General features: G+C 41.9%; 19 protein-coding genes. 8 read left to right on the forward strand and 11 right to left on the reverse strand.

Features of this window, described 5'->3' with window-relative positions; genetic code table 11:
• Positions 1–8: 8 nt before the first annotated feature.
• The 5 genes from A7968_RS12105 to lptM form a co-directional block, all read right to left on the reverse strand.
• The gene (locus A7968_RS12105; protein WP_064666838.1) at positions 9–962 is read right to left on the reverse strand and encodes a tyrosine recombinase XerC; all 954 of its coding nucleotides are present in this window, start codon (positions 960–962) and stop codon (positions 9–11) included.
• Complete coding sequence (locus A7968_RS12110) at positions 959–1,582, reverse strand: DUF484 family protein (protein ID WP_064666839.1); 624 nt, start codon at positions 1,580–1,582, stop codon at positions 959–961. The genes A7968_RS12105 and A7968_RS12110 overlap by 4 nt, the downstream gene beginning before the upstream one ends.
• The gene (gene dapF / locus A7968_RS12115; RefSeq protein WP_064666840.1) at positions 1,579–2,409 is read right to left on the reverse strand and encodes a diaminopimelate epimerase; all 831 of its coding nucleotides are present in this window, start codon (positions 2,407–2,409) and stop codon (positions 1,579–1,581) included. Before dapF ends, A7968_RS12110 begins: the two co-directional genes overlap by 4 nt.
• A 62-nt stretch (positions 2,410–2,471) precedes the next feature.
• Positions 2,472–3,725, reverse strand: coding sequence for a diaminopimelate decarboxylase (lysA, locus tag A7968_RS12120; RefSeq protein ID WP_064666841.1), 1,254 nt, complete (start codon positions 3,723–3,725; stop codon positions 2,472–2,474).
• Complete coding sequence (lptM, locus tag A7968_RS12125; protein ID WP_064666842.1) at positions 3,725–3,919, reverse strand: LPS translocon maturation chaperone LptM; 195 nt, start codon at positions 3,917–3,919, stop codon at positions 3,725–3,727. The genes lysA and lptM overlap by 1 nt, the downstream gene beginning before the upstream one ends.
• A gap of 148 nt (positions 3,920–4,067) precedes the next feature.
• Between lptM and cyaY the strand changes: the two genes are divergently transcribed.
• The 8 genes from cyaY (at position 4,068) to add (ending at position 13,795) form a co-directional block, all read left to right on the forward strand.
• Positions 4,068–4,391 (forward strand): iron donor protein CyaY, encoded by a 324-nt coding sequence (cyaY, locus tag A7968_RS12130; protein ID WP_064666843.1) that lies wholly within the window; start codon positions 4,068–4,070, stop codon positions 4,389–4,391.
• A complete protein-coding gene (locus tag A7968_RS12135; protein ID WP_064666844.1) occupies positions 4,388–5,044 on the forward strand; it encodes an alpha/beta hydrolase in 657 nt (218 codons plus the stop codon). The genes cyaY and A7968_RS12135 overlap by 4 nt, the downstream gene beginning before the upstream one ends.
• 24 nt (positions 5,045–5,068) lie before the next feature.
• Positions 5,069–5,932 carry a DUF2914 domain-containing protein gene (locus A7968_RS12140; RefSeq protein ID WP_064666845.1) on the forward strand — a complete coding sequence of 288 codons (864 nt, stop codon included), beginning with the start codon at positions 5,069–5,071 and terminating at the stop codon, positions 5,930–5,932.
• A 63-nt stretch (positions 5,933–5,995) separates the two neighbouring features.
• Positions 5,996–6,934 carry a hydroxymethylbilane synthase gene (hemC, locus tag A7968_RS12145; protein ID WP_064666877.1) on the forward strand — a complete coding sequence of 313 codons (939 nt, stop codon included), beginning with the start codon at positions 5,996–5,998 and terminating at the stop codon, positions 6,932–6,934.
• Positions 6,935–8,800, forward strand: a complete 1,866-nt coding sequence (locus A7968_RS12150) for a uroporphyrinogen-III C-methyltransferase (RefSeq protein ID WP_064666846.1) — start codon at positions 6,935–6,937, stop codon at positions 8,798–8,800. It abuts the gene before it with no gap.
• Positions 8,797–9,906, forward strand: a complete 1,110-nt coding sequence (locus tag A7968_RS12155) for a heme biosynthesis HemY N-terminal domain-containing protein (protein WP_064666847.1) — start codon at positions 8,797–8,799, stop codon at positions 9,904–9,906. The genes A7968_RS12150 and A7968_RS12155 overlap by 4 nt, the downstream gene beginning before the upstream one ends.
• Positions 9,907–9,946: 40 nt before the next feature.
• A complete protein-coding gene (locus A7968_RS12160; RefSeq protein WP_064666848.1) occupies positions 9,947–12,643 on the forward strand; it encodes a CHASE domain-containing protein in 2,697 nt (898 codons plus the stop codon).
• Between the two features lie 150 nt (positions 12,644–12,793).
• The gene (add, locus tag A7968_RS12165; protein WP_064666849.1) at positions 12,794–13,795 is read left to right on the forward strand and encodes an adenosine deaminase; all 1,002 of its coding nucleotides are present in this window, start codon (positions 12,794–12,796) and stop codon (positions 13,793–13,795) included.
• Positions 13,796–13,830: 35 nt separating this feature from the next.
• On the opposite strand, the gene A7968_RS12170 is transcribed toward add, so the two are convergent.
• The 6 genes from A7968_RS12170 to fre all read right to left on the reverse strand — a co-directional run bounded on the left by A7968_RS12170 (position 13,831) and on the right by fre (position 17,118).
• A complete protein-coding gene (locus A7968_RS12170; RefSeq protein ID WP_064666850.1) occupies positions 13,831–14,235 on the reverse strand; it encodes a CBS domain-containing protein in 405 nt (134 codons plus the stop codon).
• Positions 14,236–14,356: 121 nt separating this feature from the next.
• Positions 14,357–15,058, reverse strand: a complete 702-nt coding sequence (locus tag A7968_RS12175) for a helix-turn-helix transcriptional regulator (protein ID WP_064666851.1) — start codon at positions 15,056–15,058, stop codon at positions 14,357–14,359.
• Positions 15,059–15,082: 24 nt separating this feature from the next.
• On the reverse strand, positions 15,083–15,409 hold the full coding sequence (locus A7968_RS12180; RefSeq protein WP_227008873.1) for a hypothetical protein: 327 nt from the start codon (positions 15,407–15,409) through the stop codon (positions 15,083–15,085).
• A 73-nt stretch (positions 15,410–15,482) separates the two neighbouring features.
• On the reverse strand, positions 15,483–15,908 hold the full coding sequence (hepT, locus tag A7968_RS12185; RefSeq protein WP_280138465.1) for a type VII toxin-antitoxin system HepT family RNase toxin: 426 nt from the start codon (positions 15,906–15,908) through the stop codon (positions 15,483–15,485).
• On the reverse strand, positions 15,895–16,287 hold the full coding sequence (gene mntA, locus A7968_RS12190; RefSeq protein ID WP_064666853.1) for a type VII toxin-antitoxin system MntA family adenylyltransferase antitoxin: 393 nt from the start codon (positions 16,285–16,287) through the stop codon (positions 15,895–15,897). The genes hepT and mntA overlap by 14 nt, the downstream gene beginning before the upstream one ends.
• Before the next feature lie 117 nt (positions 16,288–16,404).
• Positions 16,405–17,118 carry an NAD(P)H-flavin reductase gene (gene fre, locus A7968_RS12195; RefSeq protein WP_064666854.1) on the reverse strand — a complete coding sequence of 238 codons (714 nt, stop codon included), beginning with the start codon at positions 17,116–17,118 and terminating at the stop codon, positions 16,405–16,407.
• Between the last annotated feature and the right edge of the window lie 22 nt (positions 17,119–17,140).

Here is a 17,140-nt window from a genome sequence, read left to right on the forward strand (position 1 = left end):
TCGGTATTTTAGCGTTTTTTAGCGCGAGGGTGAGTGTTGTCGTACACTTTTGCTAAATGTTGAAAATCTAAATGCGTGTACACTTGTGTTGCTGATAAGCTGCTATGTCCTAGTAACTCTTGTACAGCTCGTAAGTCGCCTGATGATTCTAGAATATGTGAGGCGAATGAATGGCGCAATTTATGCGGATGTACTTGGCTGCTAATACCTTGTTTTATACCCCATTCTTGCATGCGCAGGCGTACATGGCGGGCTGAGATCCGGCATTTTTTACTGCTGACAAAGATGGCCACTTCATCTGGGTGGGCAAATTGTGGGCGAAGTTTTAGCCACTTATTTAATGATTCGAGTGCTTTGCCGCCGACAGGTAACAACCGCTCTTTATTACCTTTACCTCTGACTAAAATCTCAGCTGAACTACGGTTAATATCTTGCAAGTTAGCGCCTACTAGCTCGCTGATCCTCAAACCAGAAGAGTACATTAATTCCATTATCGCTTGGTCACGTATTGCCAGCGGATCGTCGTCGTGAATATCAAGTAACCGAGCCATCTGATCGACATCGAGATTTTTCGGTAATGGCTTGGCAAATTTAGGCCCCTTGATTGCGTCTGCTGGATTATGGTAATGAGCTTGTTGGCTAGTATTTTTAGTTTTTAAAAATTTATACAAGCTGCGAATACAGCTAAGTTTTAAGCTAATTGTGCGCCCGCTTAATTGTTTGCTGCGCAGTTGCATACTGTAACGACGAATATGCTCGCCTTGCACATTTGACCAATCATTGCAAAGTTTGCTGAAATACAAAGCGGCAAAGCCAAGCTGGCTGGTGTATTGAATTATTGTGTGTGGAGAGTATTGTTTCTCAAATTTTAGGTAGTCGCTAAATTGTTGAATAGGCGTACGCCATGCATCGCTCAGCTGTTCGCAAAGTTCATCTATATCAGGCGGGAGCTGTTCGCTCATGCAAGTTCCTGTTCCAGCTCCAGCAATCTAAGTTGTAATGAGCGTACAAATTCAAGCACAAACAAACTGTCTTTTGCTGGTTCGAAGTGGTTAGGATCTTTACTACCAAACGCCAAAATAGCGATTGGGTGTTGACTGTTACCAATTAAATAGAGGGCGGTTGATTGGATCTCAACGTTAAACAGTAAGTCGCGCTCTTGCTGATTCACGCGACCTAGATAAACGCCGTCAGGTTGTAAACGATGAGCAATTAGCTTATCAAATTGACTTTCATACCTTAGCAAGTGACATTCGCTAATGGCAGGATTAGTGCAAATAATATTACGCAGGTTAATTGCTAAAGTTTTAAAGTCGTAGTTAGTCCACAGTTGGCGATGACATTCGCTAAACAGGCTATAAATGAGCTCATTTTCTTTGGCATGTGCAATTAAGGTGGCAATTTTACTCTTAAGCATCGTATTGTGCTCTCGTAATTGCCGTTGCTGAATATGTACTAATGAAGTCGCACCTTGTGCATGTTGCTGGAGCTCTAGTTGCGCCAAAAGGTCGTTATTTTGCTGCAAAAAACTAGGGTTTTCACGTAAAAAATCAGCAACTTGTTCAGGTGTAATATGACTCATAAAGCAACTTGTCCATCAAATACATGTTCAGCAGGGCCTGTCATCCTTACCGGGTGGCCTTCACCTTGCCAACGAATTTGCAAACTACCGCCAGGCAAATCGACCTGTACCGTGGTAGAGAGCTTACTTTGAATTTGGCCTATCACCATAGCGGCACAAGCGCCGGTACCGCAAGCCAGCGTTTCGTTAACGCCGCGCTCCCATACCCGCAGTTTAATATGCTCAGGGTTGATCACTTGCATAAAACCTACGTTAACCCGCTGTGGAAAACGTTCGTGGTTCTCAAGCAAGGGGCCTAAAGTCGTTACATCTGCGGTGTTTATATCGTCAACTTCAAGTACACAATGCGGATTACCCATAGAGACTGCACCACTAAATACGGTATGTTCATCAGCACGAATAATATAAGTGAGTTCACGCTTAGTGGCTTTGAGCGGAATTTTGCTTGGTTCGAAATTTGGATGGCCCATATTTACTGTAACTTGGCCATCTTTTTCGATATACAACGTGAGGTTGCCTGATTTAGTCGATACAGTGACTTTATGCTTGTTGGTAAGGCCTTTCATCCGCACAAAACGAGCAAAGCAGCGAGCACCATTGCCACATTGTTCTACTTCGTTACCGTCGGCATTGAAAATACGATAATGGAAATCGAGATCGGGAGAGTAAGGCGCTTCAACCATCAATAGCTGGTCAAAGCCGATGCCGAAGTGGCGATCTGCCAGTTTTTTTATTTGGTCTCGTGACAAGAAAACGTTTTGTGTAATGTTATCAATCACAACAAAATCGTTGCCTAGGCCGTGCATTTTGGAAAAATTAACTAACATAGCGCTCTAATTCGGGTTGCTCTGCGCTAATCATGCCACAGAGCAGCCTGGTTACAAAAAGTTTATGGTAAAATTTTCTCACCTTGCCATAGACTTTCAAGAGTTTCACGAGCGCGGATCAAATGACTTTGCTCGCCATCAACCATAATCTCTGCCACGCGAGGGCGCGAATTATAATTAGAGCTCATAGTAAAGCCGTATGCACCAGCACTGCGCTGCGCAAGTAAATCACCTTGTTGCAATGCCAACATGCGATCTTTACCTAAAAAGTCACCTGTTTCACACACAGGGCCAACAATGTCAAAGTTACAGGTTGGTGTGTCGTCATTACGCGGTGTTACCGGCACAATGTTTTGCCATGCTTGGTATAAAGCTGGGCGCAACATATCGTTCATACCTGCATCAACAATTGCAAAATACTTATCTTGGTTTTGTTTAATAAACTCAACTTTAGTTACTAAAATTCCCGCATTGGCGGCAATGGCACGGCCTGGTTCAAAAATCAGCTCTAGGTGTTGGTAGTTGGTTAAGCGCTTGGTGATATGTGCCACATATTCACTTGGGTGTGGTGGGGTTTCACCGTTGTATGGTACGCCTAAACCGCCGCCAATATCTAAGTGGCTGAGTTCAATACCGTTGGCTTTTAAATCGTCAATTAGAGCCAGTACTTTGTCTAGCGCTTCGAGAAATGGTTTGATCTCTGTTAGCTGCGAGCCGATGTGGCAATCAACACCAGTGATTTTTAAACCAGGTAAAGACGCAGCATATTGATAAACGCTAACAGCGGTCAAAATATCAATACCAAATTTATTCTCTTTCAAACCTGTAGAAATATATGGATGAGTTTTAGCGTCGATATCTGGATTAACACGAATCGAAATAGGTGCGACCAAGTTAAGTTCGCTGGCAACCTGAGAAATGCGGTCTAGTTCAGATACAGACTCAACGTTAAAGCATTTAATACCCAGCTTTAGTGCATAGGCAATTTCGTCAGCTGTTTTAGCAACCCCTGAAAACACCACTTTTTTAGCATCACCACCGGCTGCAATGACGCGTGCAAGTTCCCCTTTGGAAACAATATCAAACCCTGATCCTAAACGAGCTAACACGTTTAACACCGCGATGTTTGAATTAGCTTTAACCGCATAACAGACTAAGTTTTTGTGATTGCTAGCAGCCTCGGCAAAGGCAAGGTAATGGCGCTCAAAGGTTTTACGTGAATAAATATAGCAAGGGGTGCCATATTGTGCTGCAAGCTCATTGACAGCGATGTCTTCAGCGTGCAGTTGATTATTTTTATAGTCAAAAAAGTCCATTAGTGGTCCTGTTTCGATTCGGTTGTTGATGATGGTGTTTTGGTAGCGGGTGGCGCTACTTGTTCTTTTTGATTTGGTTCGACTTTATCGTCTGGTAAATACAATGGCCCGCTTTGTCCGCAACCAGCTAAAGCGATAAGAAGTACACTGAGTGGGGAAAGTCGTGTTAATTGTTTAAGATGCATCTCTTTCATTAGATTAATCGTGTTGCTGGCTTTATAATCGCAGATTAACAGAATATCTAAAAAATGCAGCTATTCGCGGATGAATTTATTCCTGTTACACTGTCTGCATGCAATTCGTACCGAATACCTGGCTAAATGCCCGTAAAAGGAAACAATTATGACTGATCATGAATACCACCAATTAGCCGAAGCACTTATGTTCACTATTGAAGAACAAGTGGATGACTGTGAAGCCGACTTAGACTATGAATCTGCCGAAGGCATTTTGGAAATTATTTTTGCGGATCGCAGTAAAATTGTCATTAATAAGCAAGCGCCTTTACATCAAGTATGGGTTGCGACTAAGTTTAATGGTCATCACTTTGAATTACGTGGTGATCAGTGGATTGATAACCGCTCAGGCGCTGAGTTTTGGCAATTTATGAATGAAGCAGCCACGCGTCAAGCAGGTCAAACTGTGCAGTGGCAATCAGAGTTATGAGTTTAGCGTTTGTAGAGTACCCAGCTAAGGGTGAACATAAAGCGACGATTATCTGGTTACATGGTTTAGGTGATTCAGGCGATGGTTTTTTACCTGTTGCCTCACAACTTGCGTTACCTGATGAGCTAGGTTTGCGGTTTGTGTTTCCTCATGCGCCAGTGCAACCGGTCACCATTAATGGTGGTATGGCAATGCGTTCTTGGTATGATATTAAATCAATGGATTTAGACAAACGGGCTGATGAAACTGGAGTTCGTGAATCAGCAGCTAAAGTTGAGCAGCTAATTAACCAAGAGCTTGATAATGGTATTGCTGCGGATAAAATTATTTTGGCGGGTTTTTCACAAGGTGGCGTTATTACGCTGCATTTAGCACCGCGCTTACAGCAGAAGCTGGCTGGTGTAATGGCGCTGTCGACATACATGTGCGTGCCTGAGAAATTAACCGCAGAAGCAAAACACACAGATTTAAATGTATTTATGGCTCATGGTAGTCAAGATCCAGTTGTTCCTTGTGAGGCTGGTCGTCATGCGTTTGATGTATTAACAGCGCATAACATGGAGGTAAGTTGGCAAGATTACCCAATGGGCCACCAGGTCTGTGGGGAAGAGCTTTTGGCGATCCGTCATTGGTTGATTGCTCGCTTAAGTTAATAGTGTTGAGTAGCCGAGGCTAAAATGAAACAAAAAATAGTGATCACAGCAAATATGAGTCGTGCGGCAGCACCTATCGCCCCTGAAGTAACCTATCAATGGCACTGGAAGCGCATTCTGACAGTTATGTTATTAGTGGTATTTGCGTTAGTTATTTTTACTTATAGCCTATTAGGCTCGGTTAACGCAGAGCAGAATGAACAACAACCAACAGACAATCCGACTCCGTTAGTTAGTGAGGCCGTTGCAGATGAAGCCATACCACTTGCTACATCAGATAATGAAGGTGAAGAGCTTGAACCAGCCCCGGCAGCGCCCGTTATCGCAGCCGTTAGTGAAAACAACCAGGGTGATATTACTGCATTAGTAACTGAGCCAGAGCCACAAGTTGTTGCTGTGAGTGAGCCTGAACAAAGTGAGACTCCAGCAGTTAGCACTGTAGTTACACCTGATAGCAATGATGAGTTGCTAGAACAAAGTGGCGTAGCAGACCCCGTTGATAGCTTTTCCGATTCAGCACATGTTGCCAGTGTTGCACTTGGTGCACGAATTGATACTGACAAAGTAAGTCGTGCGGTACTGACGCGTGAAGTTGTGGATCGTGAACCTGTGAATGTATTTAAAGCAGATGTACGTTTCAATGAATTTACTGACACGATGGCATTTTTTAGCGAACTTAAAAATCTGCAAGGACAAAAAGTAAAGCATGTTTGGCGCTATGAAGATGAAGTGCAAGCAAGCATTGAACTTGATGTGACCTCTCCTCGCTATCGTACTTTCTCAAATAAAACTATTTTACCTGAACAAGTTGGCAATTGGCGCGTTGATGTTGTTGATGAACAGGGCCGTTTATTGGCACAAAAAGAATTTCGCATTTTAGCTGAGTAATTGATTAGCATATTTTAAGACTTAGCAAAGAAAATTAATTGGACTCCTTTTATGACTGAAAAAGTGACACAAAAATCTCAACTTATCCGTATTGCTACACGTAAAAGTGCCTTAGCATTATGGCAAGCTGAATTTGTAAAAGCACAACTTGAGCATTTCCATGCTGACCTTACTGTTGAGTTAGTGCCTATGTCTACCCAAGGCGATATTATTCTCGATACACCTTTAGCAAAAATTGGTGGCAAAGGACTGTTTGTTAAAGAGCTTGAACAAGCCATGCTAGATGGCCGTGCTGATATTGCCGTGCATTCGATGAAAGATGTACCGGTAGATTTCCCACAAGGTTTAGCATTACACACTATTTGTGAGCGTGAAGATCCACGCGACGCGTTTGTATCAAATAGCTTTGATAACATTGCACAGTTACCACAAGGTGCTATTGTTGGTACATCTAGTTTACGCCGTCAGTGCCAAATACGCGCATTGCGACCTGATTTAGAAATTCGTGATTTACGTGGTAATGTGAATACTCGTTTAGCTAAGCTTGATGATGGCCAATATGATGCGGTTATTTTAGCCGCCGCTGGGTTAATTCGTTTAGAAATGCATGACCGTATTAAAGCTTTTATTGAGCCTGAGCAATCACTACCAGCCAATGGCCAAGGTGCAGTCGGTATTGAATGCCGTATTGATGATGAAGTAACCAAAGCGCTACTTGCACCACTGGAGCACAATGAAACACGCATTCGGGTAAATGCAGAGCGTGCCATGAATCGCCGTTTAGAAGGCGGTTGCCAAGTACCCATTGGCGCTTATGCTTTAGTTGATGGCGAACAAGTGCATTTACGCGGCTTAGTTGGTGCGATTGATGGCAGCGAAATATTACGCGCAGAAATCAGTGGTAAGGCAATTGATGCAGAACAACTGGGTGTACAACTGGCCGAGCAATTACTTGCATTAGGCGCAGATAAAATTTTAGCAGACGTATATAGAGACGCATAAATGTCACAGATCCTGATAACTCGCCCACATGGAAAAGGCGCTGACCTTGCGCAGCAACTGTCGCAGGAGGGTTATCAGGCGACCTTATTTCCGGTTTTAAAGATTGATTATTTCACTCCAAGCAACACCCAGCTCAGCCCCTTATTGAATGCCGATAAAATTATTTTTATCTCTCAAGATGCTGTTAATGCGCTGCTGAGCCTTAAGCCGGATATAAATACCAAAGCACAGTTTTATGCCGTTGGTGAACAAACCGCAGAAGCCATTTGGCAGGCGTTTGGCGTACGTGCCGCGGTCCCGAAGCAACATGATTCAGAAGGGTTGTTAGCGCTTAAGTCATTACAGCAGATTGATGGGCAGAATATTGTTTTAGTGAAAGGCAAAGACGGCCGCCCTACTATTGCAAAGACTCTCAAGCAGCGTGGTGCATTTTTAAATAATTTAGTGGTTTATCAACGTAGCCCTGTTGAGGGGAATTCAACTGACTGGCTAGACCACTGGCAAAGCATTGATGTTAAAGGTATAGTCATAACAAGTAATGCGGCCGTTGATGCGATTTTTCGCCAGCTCAGCGTACAGCAACTAGAATGGTTAAGACACTGTCAGTTTTATGTTGCCAGTGCTCGCATTAGCGAACACCTTGCGGCGCAGCAGATTGACTCGGCAAATATACACATTGCCGCGGGTGCAAGTGATAGCGCAATGTTTACTTGTATCAGCGAAGGTACCCTTATGAGTGAAGATAAACAGCCAACATCTCAGCCTGCTGACACAAAGGCAGCACAAAGCAGTACAACCAAAGTGAATGCTAAGGTTGCAGACTCTCCTTCGGCAACAAAAAAAGACTTTGCTATGAATCAAAAAACAAACCCAACTAACAAACAAAAAGTAAGTAAAACTGGCAGCTTAGCATTATTAATTTCGTTGATTGTGGCATCTGGTGTGGGTTATCAGTTTTATCAAAAATTAAATACGCAGCAGCAAGCCAATCAATTGATCAATCAGCTATCAGCTGACAATCAACTACTTAGTAAGGAATTACAAGCCGTTAAAGTTGCTCAGCAAACCTTGCAACAAGCGTTGTTTAATAGCGAGCAAAAAGTGACCGCAGCTTTAGCTGCAAGCAAAACTGAAACACAGCAGCAATTAGAAAGCGCGTTACAGCGAGCAGAGCAACAAGCGTATAGCCTTAACCCACAAGAAGTAACCAGCTTGCAGCGTATGGCTGAGTTTAAATTGTGGGCTGAAAAAGATTACCAAGGTGCAACGGCCGTACTAACTCGCTTAGATACGTTACTTGCCGAACATCCGGGCACGGGCGCTATTCGCCAAGCGATACACCAAGACTTGCAAGCACTTAGCACCGTTGAACCCGTTGCGATAGAAGCAATTTATTTACAGTTACATGGCCTGCTAGGACAAATCGATAAACTTGTTTTTAATGCTGTAGCATTACCACAAGAAGTGGAGCAAGAAGATCAGCATGCATTGAGTGAAAACGTCAGTGATTGGCAGCAAAACTTAGCTAATTCTTGGCAGCAATTTAAAGATAACTTTATTAAAATTCGTCAGCGTGAAGATATTGCTATAGAACCATTATTGACAGAGCAAGAGCGTCACTTAATTCAACAACGATTGAGCTTATATTTAGCACAAGCGCAGGATGCACTGTTGACGAAACAAGCCAGCGTTTATTTTACGGCACTGAGCCAGGCTGAAGTATTAGTAAAAGATTATTTTAAACACGATGATGCGCTAACTAAAAGTACGCTTAAAGCACTGCAGGAGCTGAGCAAGGAACAATTAAACTTTAGCCCATCTATCACCTTGCAAAGTACTGAGCAGGTCAAGGAGTGGGCAAAATGATCCGCTTAATATTAGTTATTTTAGCTATTGCAGTTTTACTTGCTGTATCACCTATGTTGATAGGTGAAGTGGGTTATGTATTAATCTCGTTTAATCAAACCACTATTGAAGGATCGATCGTCGCATTTTGCGCGACCATTTTGGTTTTCGCGCTCGGTTTATATTTAACTTATAAACTTATTCGCTATATATGGTCTATGTACAGCAATACTCGTCATCGTTTTTTCGCTCGCAGTGAGGAGCGTAAACAAGCCGCGATAGAGCAAGGTGTTTGGAGCTTAGTAAATAGCGACTATGAACAGCTTGAACTGGCGCTTGCCAATAACAGTGTGGCAGAGCCTTGGCAGGATCTACGTCATGCGATGCTTGCTAAAGCAGCGCTACAAAATAATGATGCCAGCAAAGCAATCGAACAGTTAGATAAAATTAGTCCAGACAATCAGCTTAAAGCTGTCAAGTTATGGCTTGCCAGTGGTGACAGCAGTACTGTAACAGGTGAATTGAAAGCCTTGGCAGAAGCTAAAAAAGCCACCGCCTTGGAACTAAAACTGTATGCCGAAGTACTTGTACAACAGCAAAAGTGGGCTGCGCTTGAGCAGTTTATGCCGCGTTTACTGAGTAAAAAAGCGTTAACTGACAGCCAGTGGTCGATATTATTAACCAGCTATTTTATGGCACAACCAGAATCGCAATTAACCGATAAGTATCAGCAACTATCTAAAAACCTAAAAGTTAAAGCGCATAGCTGTTACTTAGCTGCGATGGCAAAAGCAGGGCGCCTAAATGAAATAGAGCTAAGCTTATTAAAAATGCTGAAAAAACCAGAGCAGCACAACGAGCTTGCTCAGGTTTTAAAAGTATCAGCGCCTGGGGATGCACTTAAATTACAAGCAAGTTTACAAGATGCATTGAAGAAAGACCCAGACAATCAAGCATTGTTACTCGCGCTTGCTTGTCTGGCGAATGCTCATGGTGAATACGATCTCGCTGCGCGGGTATTTGATAAAGCGTTAACTCGAGAAAATAGCAAAGCATATTTGGCCCAAGCCCAGCTTAGTTATAGTAAAAGCGCACAACCACAAAAAGCACTCGATCTATATTTGTAAGGCGTAGTGTTATCCATACCAGCAAGGGAGCGTCAGAGCATTGAAAAATATATTTACTCTGACGTTTAGTCTTGCTTTTACTTATTTTATTACCGGCTTCTTTAGTAACTCCTTACTGGCAATCGATGGTTATGCGGTTGCTTCTTGGCCGCCGTCAGGTATTGCACTGGCTGGTTTTTTATTGTGTGGGCGACGTGCTTTTTTAGGTATTTTACTGGGGGCACTGCTTACTAATTTAATTCATCTCGACCGCGTTGTAGACATTTTACATTGGCAAGTGTTCTTACAAGCCTTACTGGTTTCACTAGCTGCAATATTACAGGCTTGGCTAGGTTGTTTTATTATAATTAGAATAATCAAAGCGCCATTAGATTTATCTTCTTTAAAGCACAGTGTGCAAAGCTTAATCATTGCCGGGCCTGTTTGCTGTGTTACAGCAGCTGCTATTGGCACTAGTTTATTAGTCTTTAATAATGTAATTCCTGTGCATGTTGCCTTTGATAACTTTGTCGCGTGGTGGATTGGTGACAGTATTGGGGTGTTAATATTTACGCCATTAATACTCGCCGCGTTTAATTACGCGCAGATGCGTCACCGTTTACAAGTTATTTTACCGGCGATACTTATTTATATAGTGATCAGTATCAGCTTTTATGCGGCAGCCAGCGTTAAAAGAGATAAAGATATTCAAAAGCAGGAAGCGAAGGTTGCAGAAGTGCAGTCAGAAATAAACCATAAATTAGATGAGATTACCGGGCACTTAGCATTACTTTCAACTTTCTTTGCCAGTAGTGATGGAGTAAGTAATGATGAATTTGAGCGTTTTACTTCAAAACAGCTGGATTACAGTAATGAAATTCTCGCCTTTGAATGGGTGCCTTACGTACCTGCAGGGCAAAGTCGTGATTATCAACAGAGCGTTCGCCAGCAGCAAGCTGAGCAAAGTAAGTTTTACATTAAAGAGCAATCTTCAGCAGGACACTGGCAGCCCGTTAGTGAGCGAGATGTTTATTACCCAGTGCAATACACCTATCCAATTATAGGTAATGAAGAGATTATTGGTTTTGATTTAGCGTCGAGCAGTCAGCGCCGCAGCGCATTAATGTTGTCAAAATCATTGAATGAATTAGTGGTTACTGAGCCGATTAAGCTATTACAGAATAAAACGCGCGAGCAGGGCGTGTTGTTTATCAGCCCAGTATATAATGATTTAAATACACAAGTTGATTTTAGAGGTTTTGTGGTCGCGGTGGTGAGTTTTGCACGTTTAGCAAACACCTTACAAATAAATCATCACAGTCAAATAAGTGCACATTTTTATGATGTCACTGATGCGCAAAATAGATTATTAATTTATCGCACTGATCGTACTGATATTGAACTGTTACGAGAATACCAATTAGAGCTTGGTGAGCGAATTTGGCAAATACAATTACTTGAGCCAAAAACAAAAACGTCATGGATAATGTACTGGTTTGCGCAAATACTAGGAATGTTATTTGTTTGGTTACTGATCACTTTCTTAATTTCAGTAACAGGCACTAATATTCAAGTGAGGGAGCAAGTGGCTCAACAAACTCGCGTTTTACGGCAAGAAAAACAAAAAGCAGATGAAGCCAGTCAGATCAAAAGCCAGTTTTTAGCCAATATGAGTCACGAAGTACGCACGCCAATAAATGGTATTAAAGGGTTGCATTATTTAGCATTGCAGCAGCAAGACTGGCAACAAGCACGTCGTTATATAGAACAGGCCGATGGCGCACTAAGCGTGTTGCTACGGGTATTAAATGATGTGCTGGATTTTTCAAAGATGGAAGCAGGTAAGCTAGATCTAATGCAAGAATCCATTGCATTAGATAAGTTAATTGATGAGTTAATTAATTTAGTGCAATTTGAGGCCGATCTAAAGTCGCTGCAATTGAAATTAGAGATCGACAGTGATACTGATCTGCAACTAGATTGTGATCCCATCCGGTTAAAGCAAGTGCTGCTTAACTTATTAAATAATGCGATTAAATTTACCACTGCGGGGGCTATTACATTAAAAGTGTGGCAACAAGGCGACAGCATCTACTTTAGTGTCAGTGACACTGGTATTGGTATTAGCCAAACGGCGCAACAGCAGCTCTTTCAACCTTTTGCTCAAGCTGATAGCTCAACCTCGCGACAGTTTGGTGGCACTGGACTAGGGTTAAGTATTTGCAAAAAGCTGGTTGAATTAATGGGCGGGACGATTAGCTTAGCTAGCGAAGAAGGGCAGGGCTCAACGTTTACCTTTACTTTACCGCTCAATTCACCGTTGGTTAAAGCAGAGCAATTAGAGCCGCAATTTAATGATATTGATACAAGCAACTTATCTTTTGCTGCATTTAAAATATTATTAGTCGAAGATAACCCGCTAAACCAACATGTTGCTACTGCGATATTAAAAACCAAAGGTTGTATTGCTGATGTGGCCAGTGATGGTTTTGAGGCAATAGAGAAAGTCTCTGAAACACGTTATGATTTAGTGCTAATGGATATTCAAATGCCGAATATGGATGGCTTGCAAGCAACCAAAGTGATCCGTTATGAATTATTTATGCATCAGTTGCCTATTATTGCTTTGTCTGCAAATGCCCATGATGACGACGTTAAAAAAGCGCTCGCGGTTGGTATGGACGGTTACTTAACAAAACCAATCGATGCAGAAAAGCTATTTAAAACCGTGTGGCACTACTTACATAAAGATGTTTAACGCCATCGTTCACTTCGTAAATTACTGTTTTGTGTTTTTATTGTTATAGGCTGACATATGACCTCAATAATACGCACAAAATCATCTAAACTTGAATTACCGATTTAAGTGCGTATCATCCGCGCAAATTAACTGAACTGAGTGCTAATTATGATCAATAAAAAACTCCCTTTGCTAGATATCCATCGCCACCTTGACGGTAACGTTCGCGCACAAACGATTCTTGATTTAGGTCGTCAGTTCAATATCCAACTGCCTGCTGACAATGTTGCAGCACTAATCCCCCATGTACAAGTTATTGATCCTGAACCCAATCTAATGGCTTTTTTACAGAAACTTGATTGGGGCGTTGCTGTATTGGGTGACTACGATGCATGTCGTCGTATCGCGATTGAAAATATCGAAGATGCCCAAGCGCAAGGCTTAGATTATGTTGAGCTGCGCTTTAGTCCTTATTATATGGCGCAAAGCCAAGGTTTACATCCACAAGGTGTGGTTGAAGCGGTAGTTGATGGTATTAAAAGTGCCACGCAAAATAGCACTCTAAAAGCGAACTTAATAGGTATTATGTCGCGTACTTACGGCACTAAAATTTGCCAACAAGAGCTTGATGCGTTACTTGCGTTTAAAAATGATTTAGTGGCGGTTGATTTAGCCGGTGATGAAATTGGTTTCCCAGGCGAGCTATTTGTTGATCACTTCAAACAAGTGGCTGATGCTTATTTAGCGGCGACTATTCATGCTGGCGAAGCGCTTGGCGCGGCAAGCATTTGGCAAGCGATTAACGAGCTAGGTGCAGGACGTATTGGTCATGGTGTTAAGGCGATTGAAGATACAAAATTAATGGACTACTTACGTGATAACCGCATTGGTATTGAGTCGTGCTTAACCAGTAACGTGCAAACCAGCACCGTGGCAAGTTTAGACGTGCACCCACTGAAACAATTTTTAGACCATGGTATTTTGGCTTGTATTAATACTGATGATCCTGCTGTCGAAGGTATTGAAATTGAGCATGAATACGCAATCGCAGCTCCAGCAGCAGGGCTAACTCAAGCCGATATGGAAAAAGCTCAAGCTAATGCACTAGCAATAGCTTATTTGAGCGATACAGAAAAACAATCACTCAAGCAAGCTGCTGCCACACGATAAAAAGGCAGTTAGGCGCATTTATGCGCCTCTGGTTTTTATTGGCAACTTAGGTAGTTGTCATACATTGCTTTGAGAATATCACTGCGGCCAATCATGCCTATCACTGTGGTCCCTTCAACAACGGGGTAGTTTTTTGGCTTTCCCGTTTTCATTTGCTCTGCAAGCTCCAAGATGTTGGTGTCGGCATTGACGGTAACAACTGCTGTTTGCATCAGTTGTGCAACTTTCACTACACCATCACAAAAATAGCTATTCTGCATTAATGGTTTTAGTAATTCCTGCTCAGAAATAAAACCCACTAAACATTTATTATCATCAAACACGGGAGCGCCCAGTAGTTTAAACTTTTGTAATTCTGCTATTGCTGTAGTCATTTCTGTTTCAGGGGTGATATGTGGCAGTTTACGCTGCATAAAATCTTTTACTTTGGTGTTCAACATTTGGGTCTCTCCCCGTTAATTACTTAACTATAAGTATGGTTAACGAATGAGTTTTTGTGAAATTGTTTATGCTGATTAGTTTGATAGTTAAAAACAATCATAGCTTCTTTTAACAAGGACGTTACTCACCTGGCTTGGCCTGATATTTAGCCTCGATTAATGCCATATAATGGGCTAAGTTTTTTTCCGGGGTCGTTTCAAACTCGTTGCTAAGAGCGACAATGCTTTGAATGCGATCTAAGCGAAACTCGCGATAGTCACAGCGTAACTGACAATAAGCAATTAACGTCCACTTGGCACCCCAATACACAAGGCCTAAAGGGTCAGCAATACGATGGCTCGGTTGTTGGTTAGCGTCAAGGTAATCAAATTCAACGCTGGTTTTATTAGCAATTGCTTGGCGCAGTAATAAGGTGGTTGCTTGGTGACTTTTTCCATGATGGAAGCCTGATACTAAGTAAGGAAGCTGCTCTACTTGTTGCTTTAGTTGTTGTGGTAATACAGCATTTATTTTTGTGATAGCAGCTTGTGCCTTAGCTGCAAGTTGCGGATCGGTCCAAGCACTGACCATTTTGCTGCCCAGCAATAGTGCTTGTAACTCTTCTAAGGTAAACATCATTGGCGGTAGGTCATAATCGGCAATTAGATAGCCTGTGCCGGCCTCACCTTCAACAGGTACGCCTGAACTCTGTAAATGCTGAATATCGCGATAAATTGTTCGCTGAGATACCTGTAATTTATTGGCAAGTTCGTTTGCGGTGATCGCAAAGCGGCGACTCTTAAGTATGTTAACTAATTGAAATAGCCGCTCTGATTTATGCACTGCTTTTCGTCCCTTAAAATAAAGCTACTTGCTTTGCTGACAAGCGGTTTGGCTAAGTACTTCGTATTTAACTAACTGCACACTTTGTTTTTCTATTAGTTTAGCAAACTGTTGGCAGGTTTCATTTTCAGAAAAAGCATCACTGACTCGCTTGGCATCTGCTGGCGTAGCAAAGTATATAACATCAATGTAATCTGAGGTATCTGGTTGTTTAGCAAGTGAGCGATAAAGCACACCCGGTTGTTGGTCGATAAAGTTTTGAAATGCGTTATTAGCGATATGAAATTGCGCTAACTTAGCGTTAGTGTTGAGTTTAAAATTAACAACTTCAATTACGTTACTGGTCATCATAGCTCTCCTTGTTTAAGAGGGCTTAGTAAATCATAGCAGGCTGTCAGGGAGTGTCAGTAATGCAATCGCAGCTTTAAGTTAATGTTTGCTGGGCAACTTCTTTACTGTATTTTTCAAAGTCTGAGAGGTGTTTATTAATCACGGCAATAATGATATCTAAATTTAAAGTTTGATAATCGTGCACGGCAATATTACGCAAACCAACCATTTTTTTAAGTGCTGTGGCGCTATCGGTAGAGATCAACCCAGCATTAGCAATTAACTCAAAGCTATTACGCGCTGATTGTGGAATGCCGAGTTTATGATACTTGATGAGTATATTGGCGATATCAATGCATGCTTCACAGGCGCGTTGTAAGTTTAATACCACAGAATCTTGCTTGGTGTAGCTTTGTTTAAATTCAAGCTCAGTCGTAAATTCATCATTAATACGGCCTAAGCAGCGCTTAATCGTCGAGAGCTTATTAATAATTACGTCTTGCATGTTAGTTATACTCATTTTTGAAATCATTAATAATTTCTTGCCTGTCTTCTTGCAGACGGCCATACATACTATAGATTTGTGCCGCGTATGTAATGTCAAATACTGATTCACCAAATAACTTTTTACCAGTTGATATCACTTGCATCTGCAACACGGTTGATGCTGAGTTTAAGTCAACGAGGTCAATATCACTATCTAGCTCTATAGCAAGTTGTTGAGCAATATTAAAGCGTAGGACATTATCTAAAGGTTGGAGTGACATAATCGCGATATCAATATCACTATTGTTGTTGGCGGTCCCTTTACTATGAGAGCCAAATAAATAGATCAGCTTTATGCCTTCAATATGTTTAAGTAAAAAGGTCACAATACGCTGTTCGATTGCTGAAGTCATAAAACGGCACTGATTTTATTTATTAAGTTAATTGAGTATAACTTTAAAGGATAGGATTTGTATATTTAGTAAAATCACTATAAAAAGCGCCACCAGGCGCTTTTTATAGTGTGTATGTTACTTTATAAATGCAAATGCATCGGCATACATGTTCTCACGAATTGCACCATGTGCTAGGAAGTCATCGCGAACGATACCTATCATGTCAAAACGCCCAGCCATATAAATATCGTATGGTGCAAGTGACATTATATCGCTCATAACGGCTTTGTGTACGTAGCCAGTATGACCAGTCCAAGTATCAGTTGGATTTTCAACCACAGGAATAAACTCAAAGTTTTTGCGGCTATCAGCCCATGCTTGCATTTCAGTATGCGCATAAAGGGCTGATTCTTCACGAACGCCCCAATAAAATAACACTGGGCGATCACACTCAATTTCACTTAAATGATCGGCCATTGATTTAGCGTATGAAAAGCCTGTGCCACCGGCAAGTAAAATGATTGGTCGCTCGCATTGTAAGCGTAATTGCGAAATACCTAAGCCAGCTTCAATGGTTACTAAGCGTTTATCAGCATGCGCCGCGCGAAGGTGTTCAAGGGTTTGCATTGCGTATGAATCAACGGCAGATGCGCCAATGTGTAGCTCTAGTTCATCACATTGTGAAGGGCGGCTGGCAATTGAAAAGGCACGCTTGTCTTTTTCGCCAAGTACCACCTGTAGGTACTGACCAGCTTCGAAAGTGACGCTTTGTGCTGGTTTTAAAATGACTTTGTGAACAAATTCGGTTAATGGGCTGATAGCGACAACTTCAGCGTGTAATGTTTGCATGTTTTACCTTAAATTAGCGGAT

Source organism: Pseudoalteromonas prydzensis (genome assembly GCF_001661495.1).
Classification (GTDB): Bacteria; Pseudomonadota; Gammaproteobacteria; order Enterobacterales; family Alteromonadaceae; genus Pseudoalteromonas; species Pseudoalteromonas prydzensis.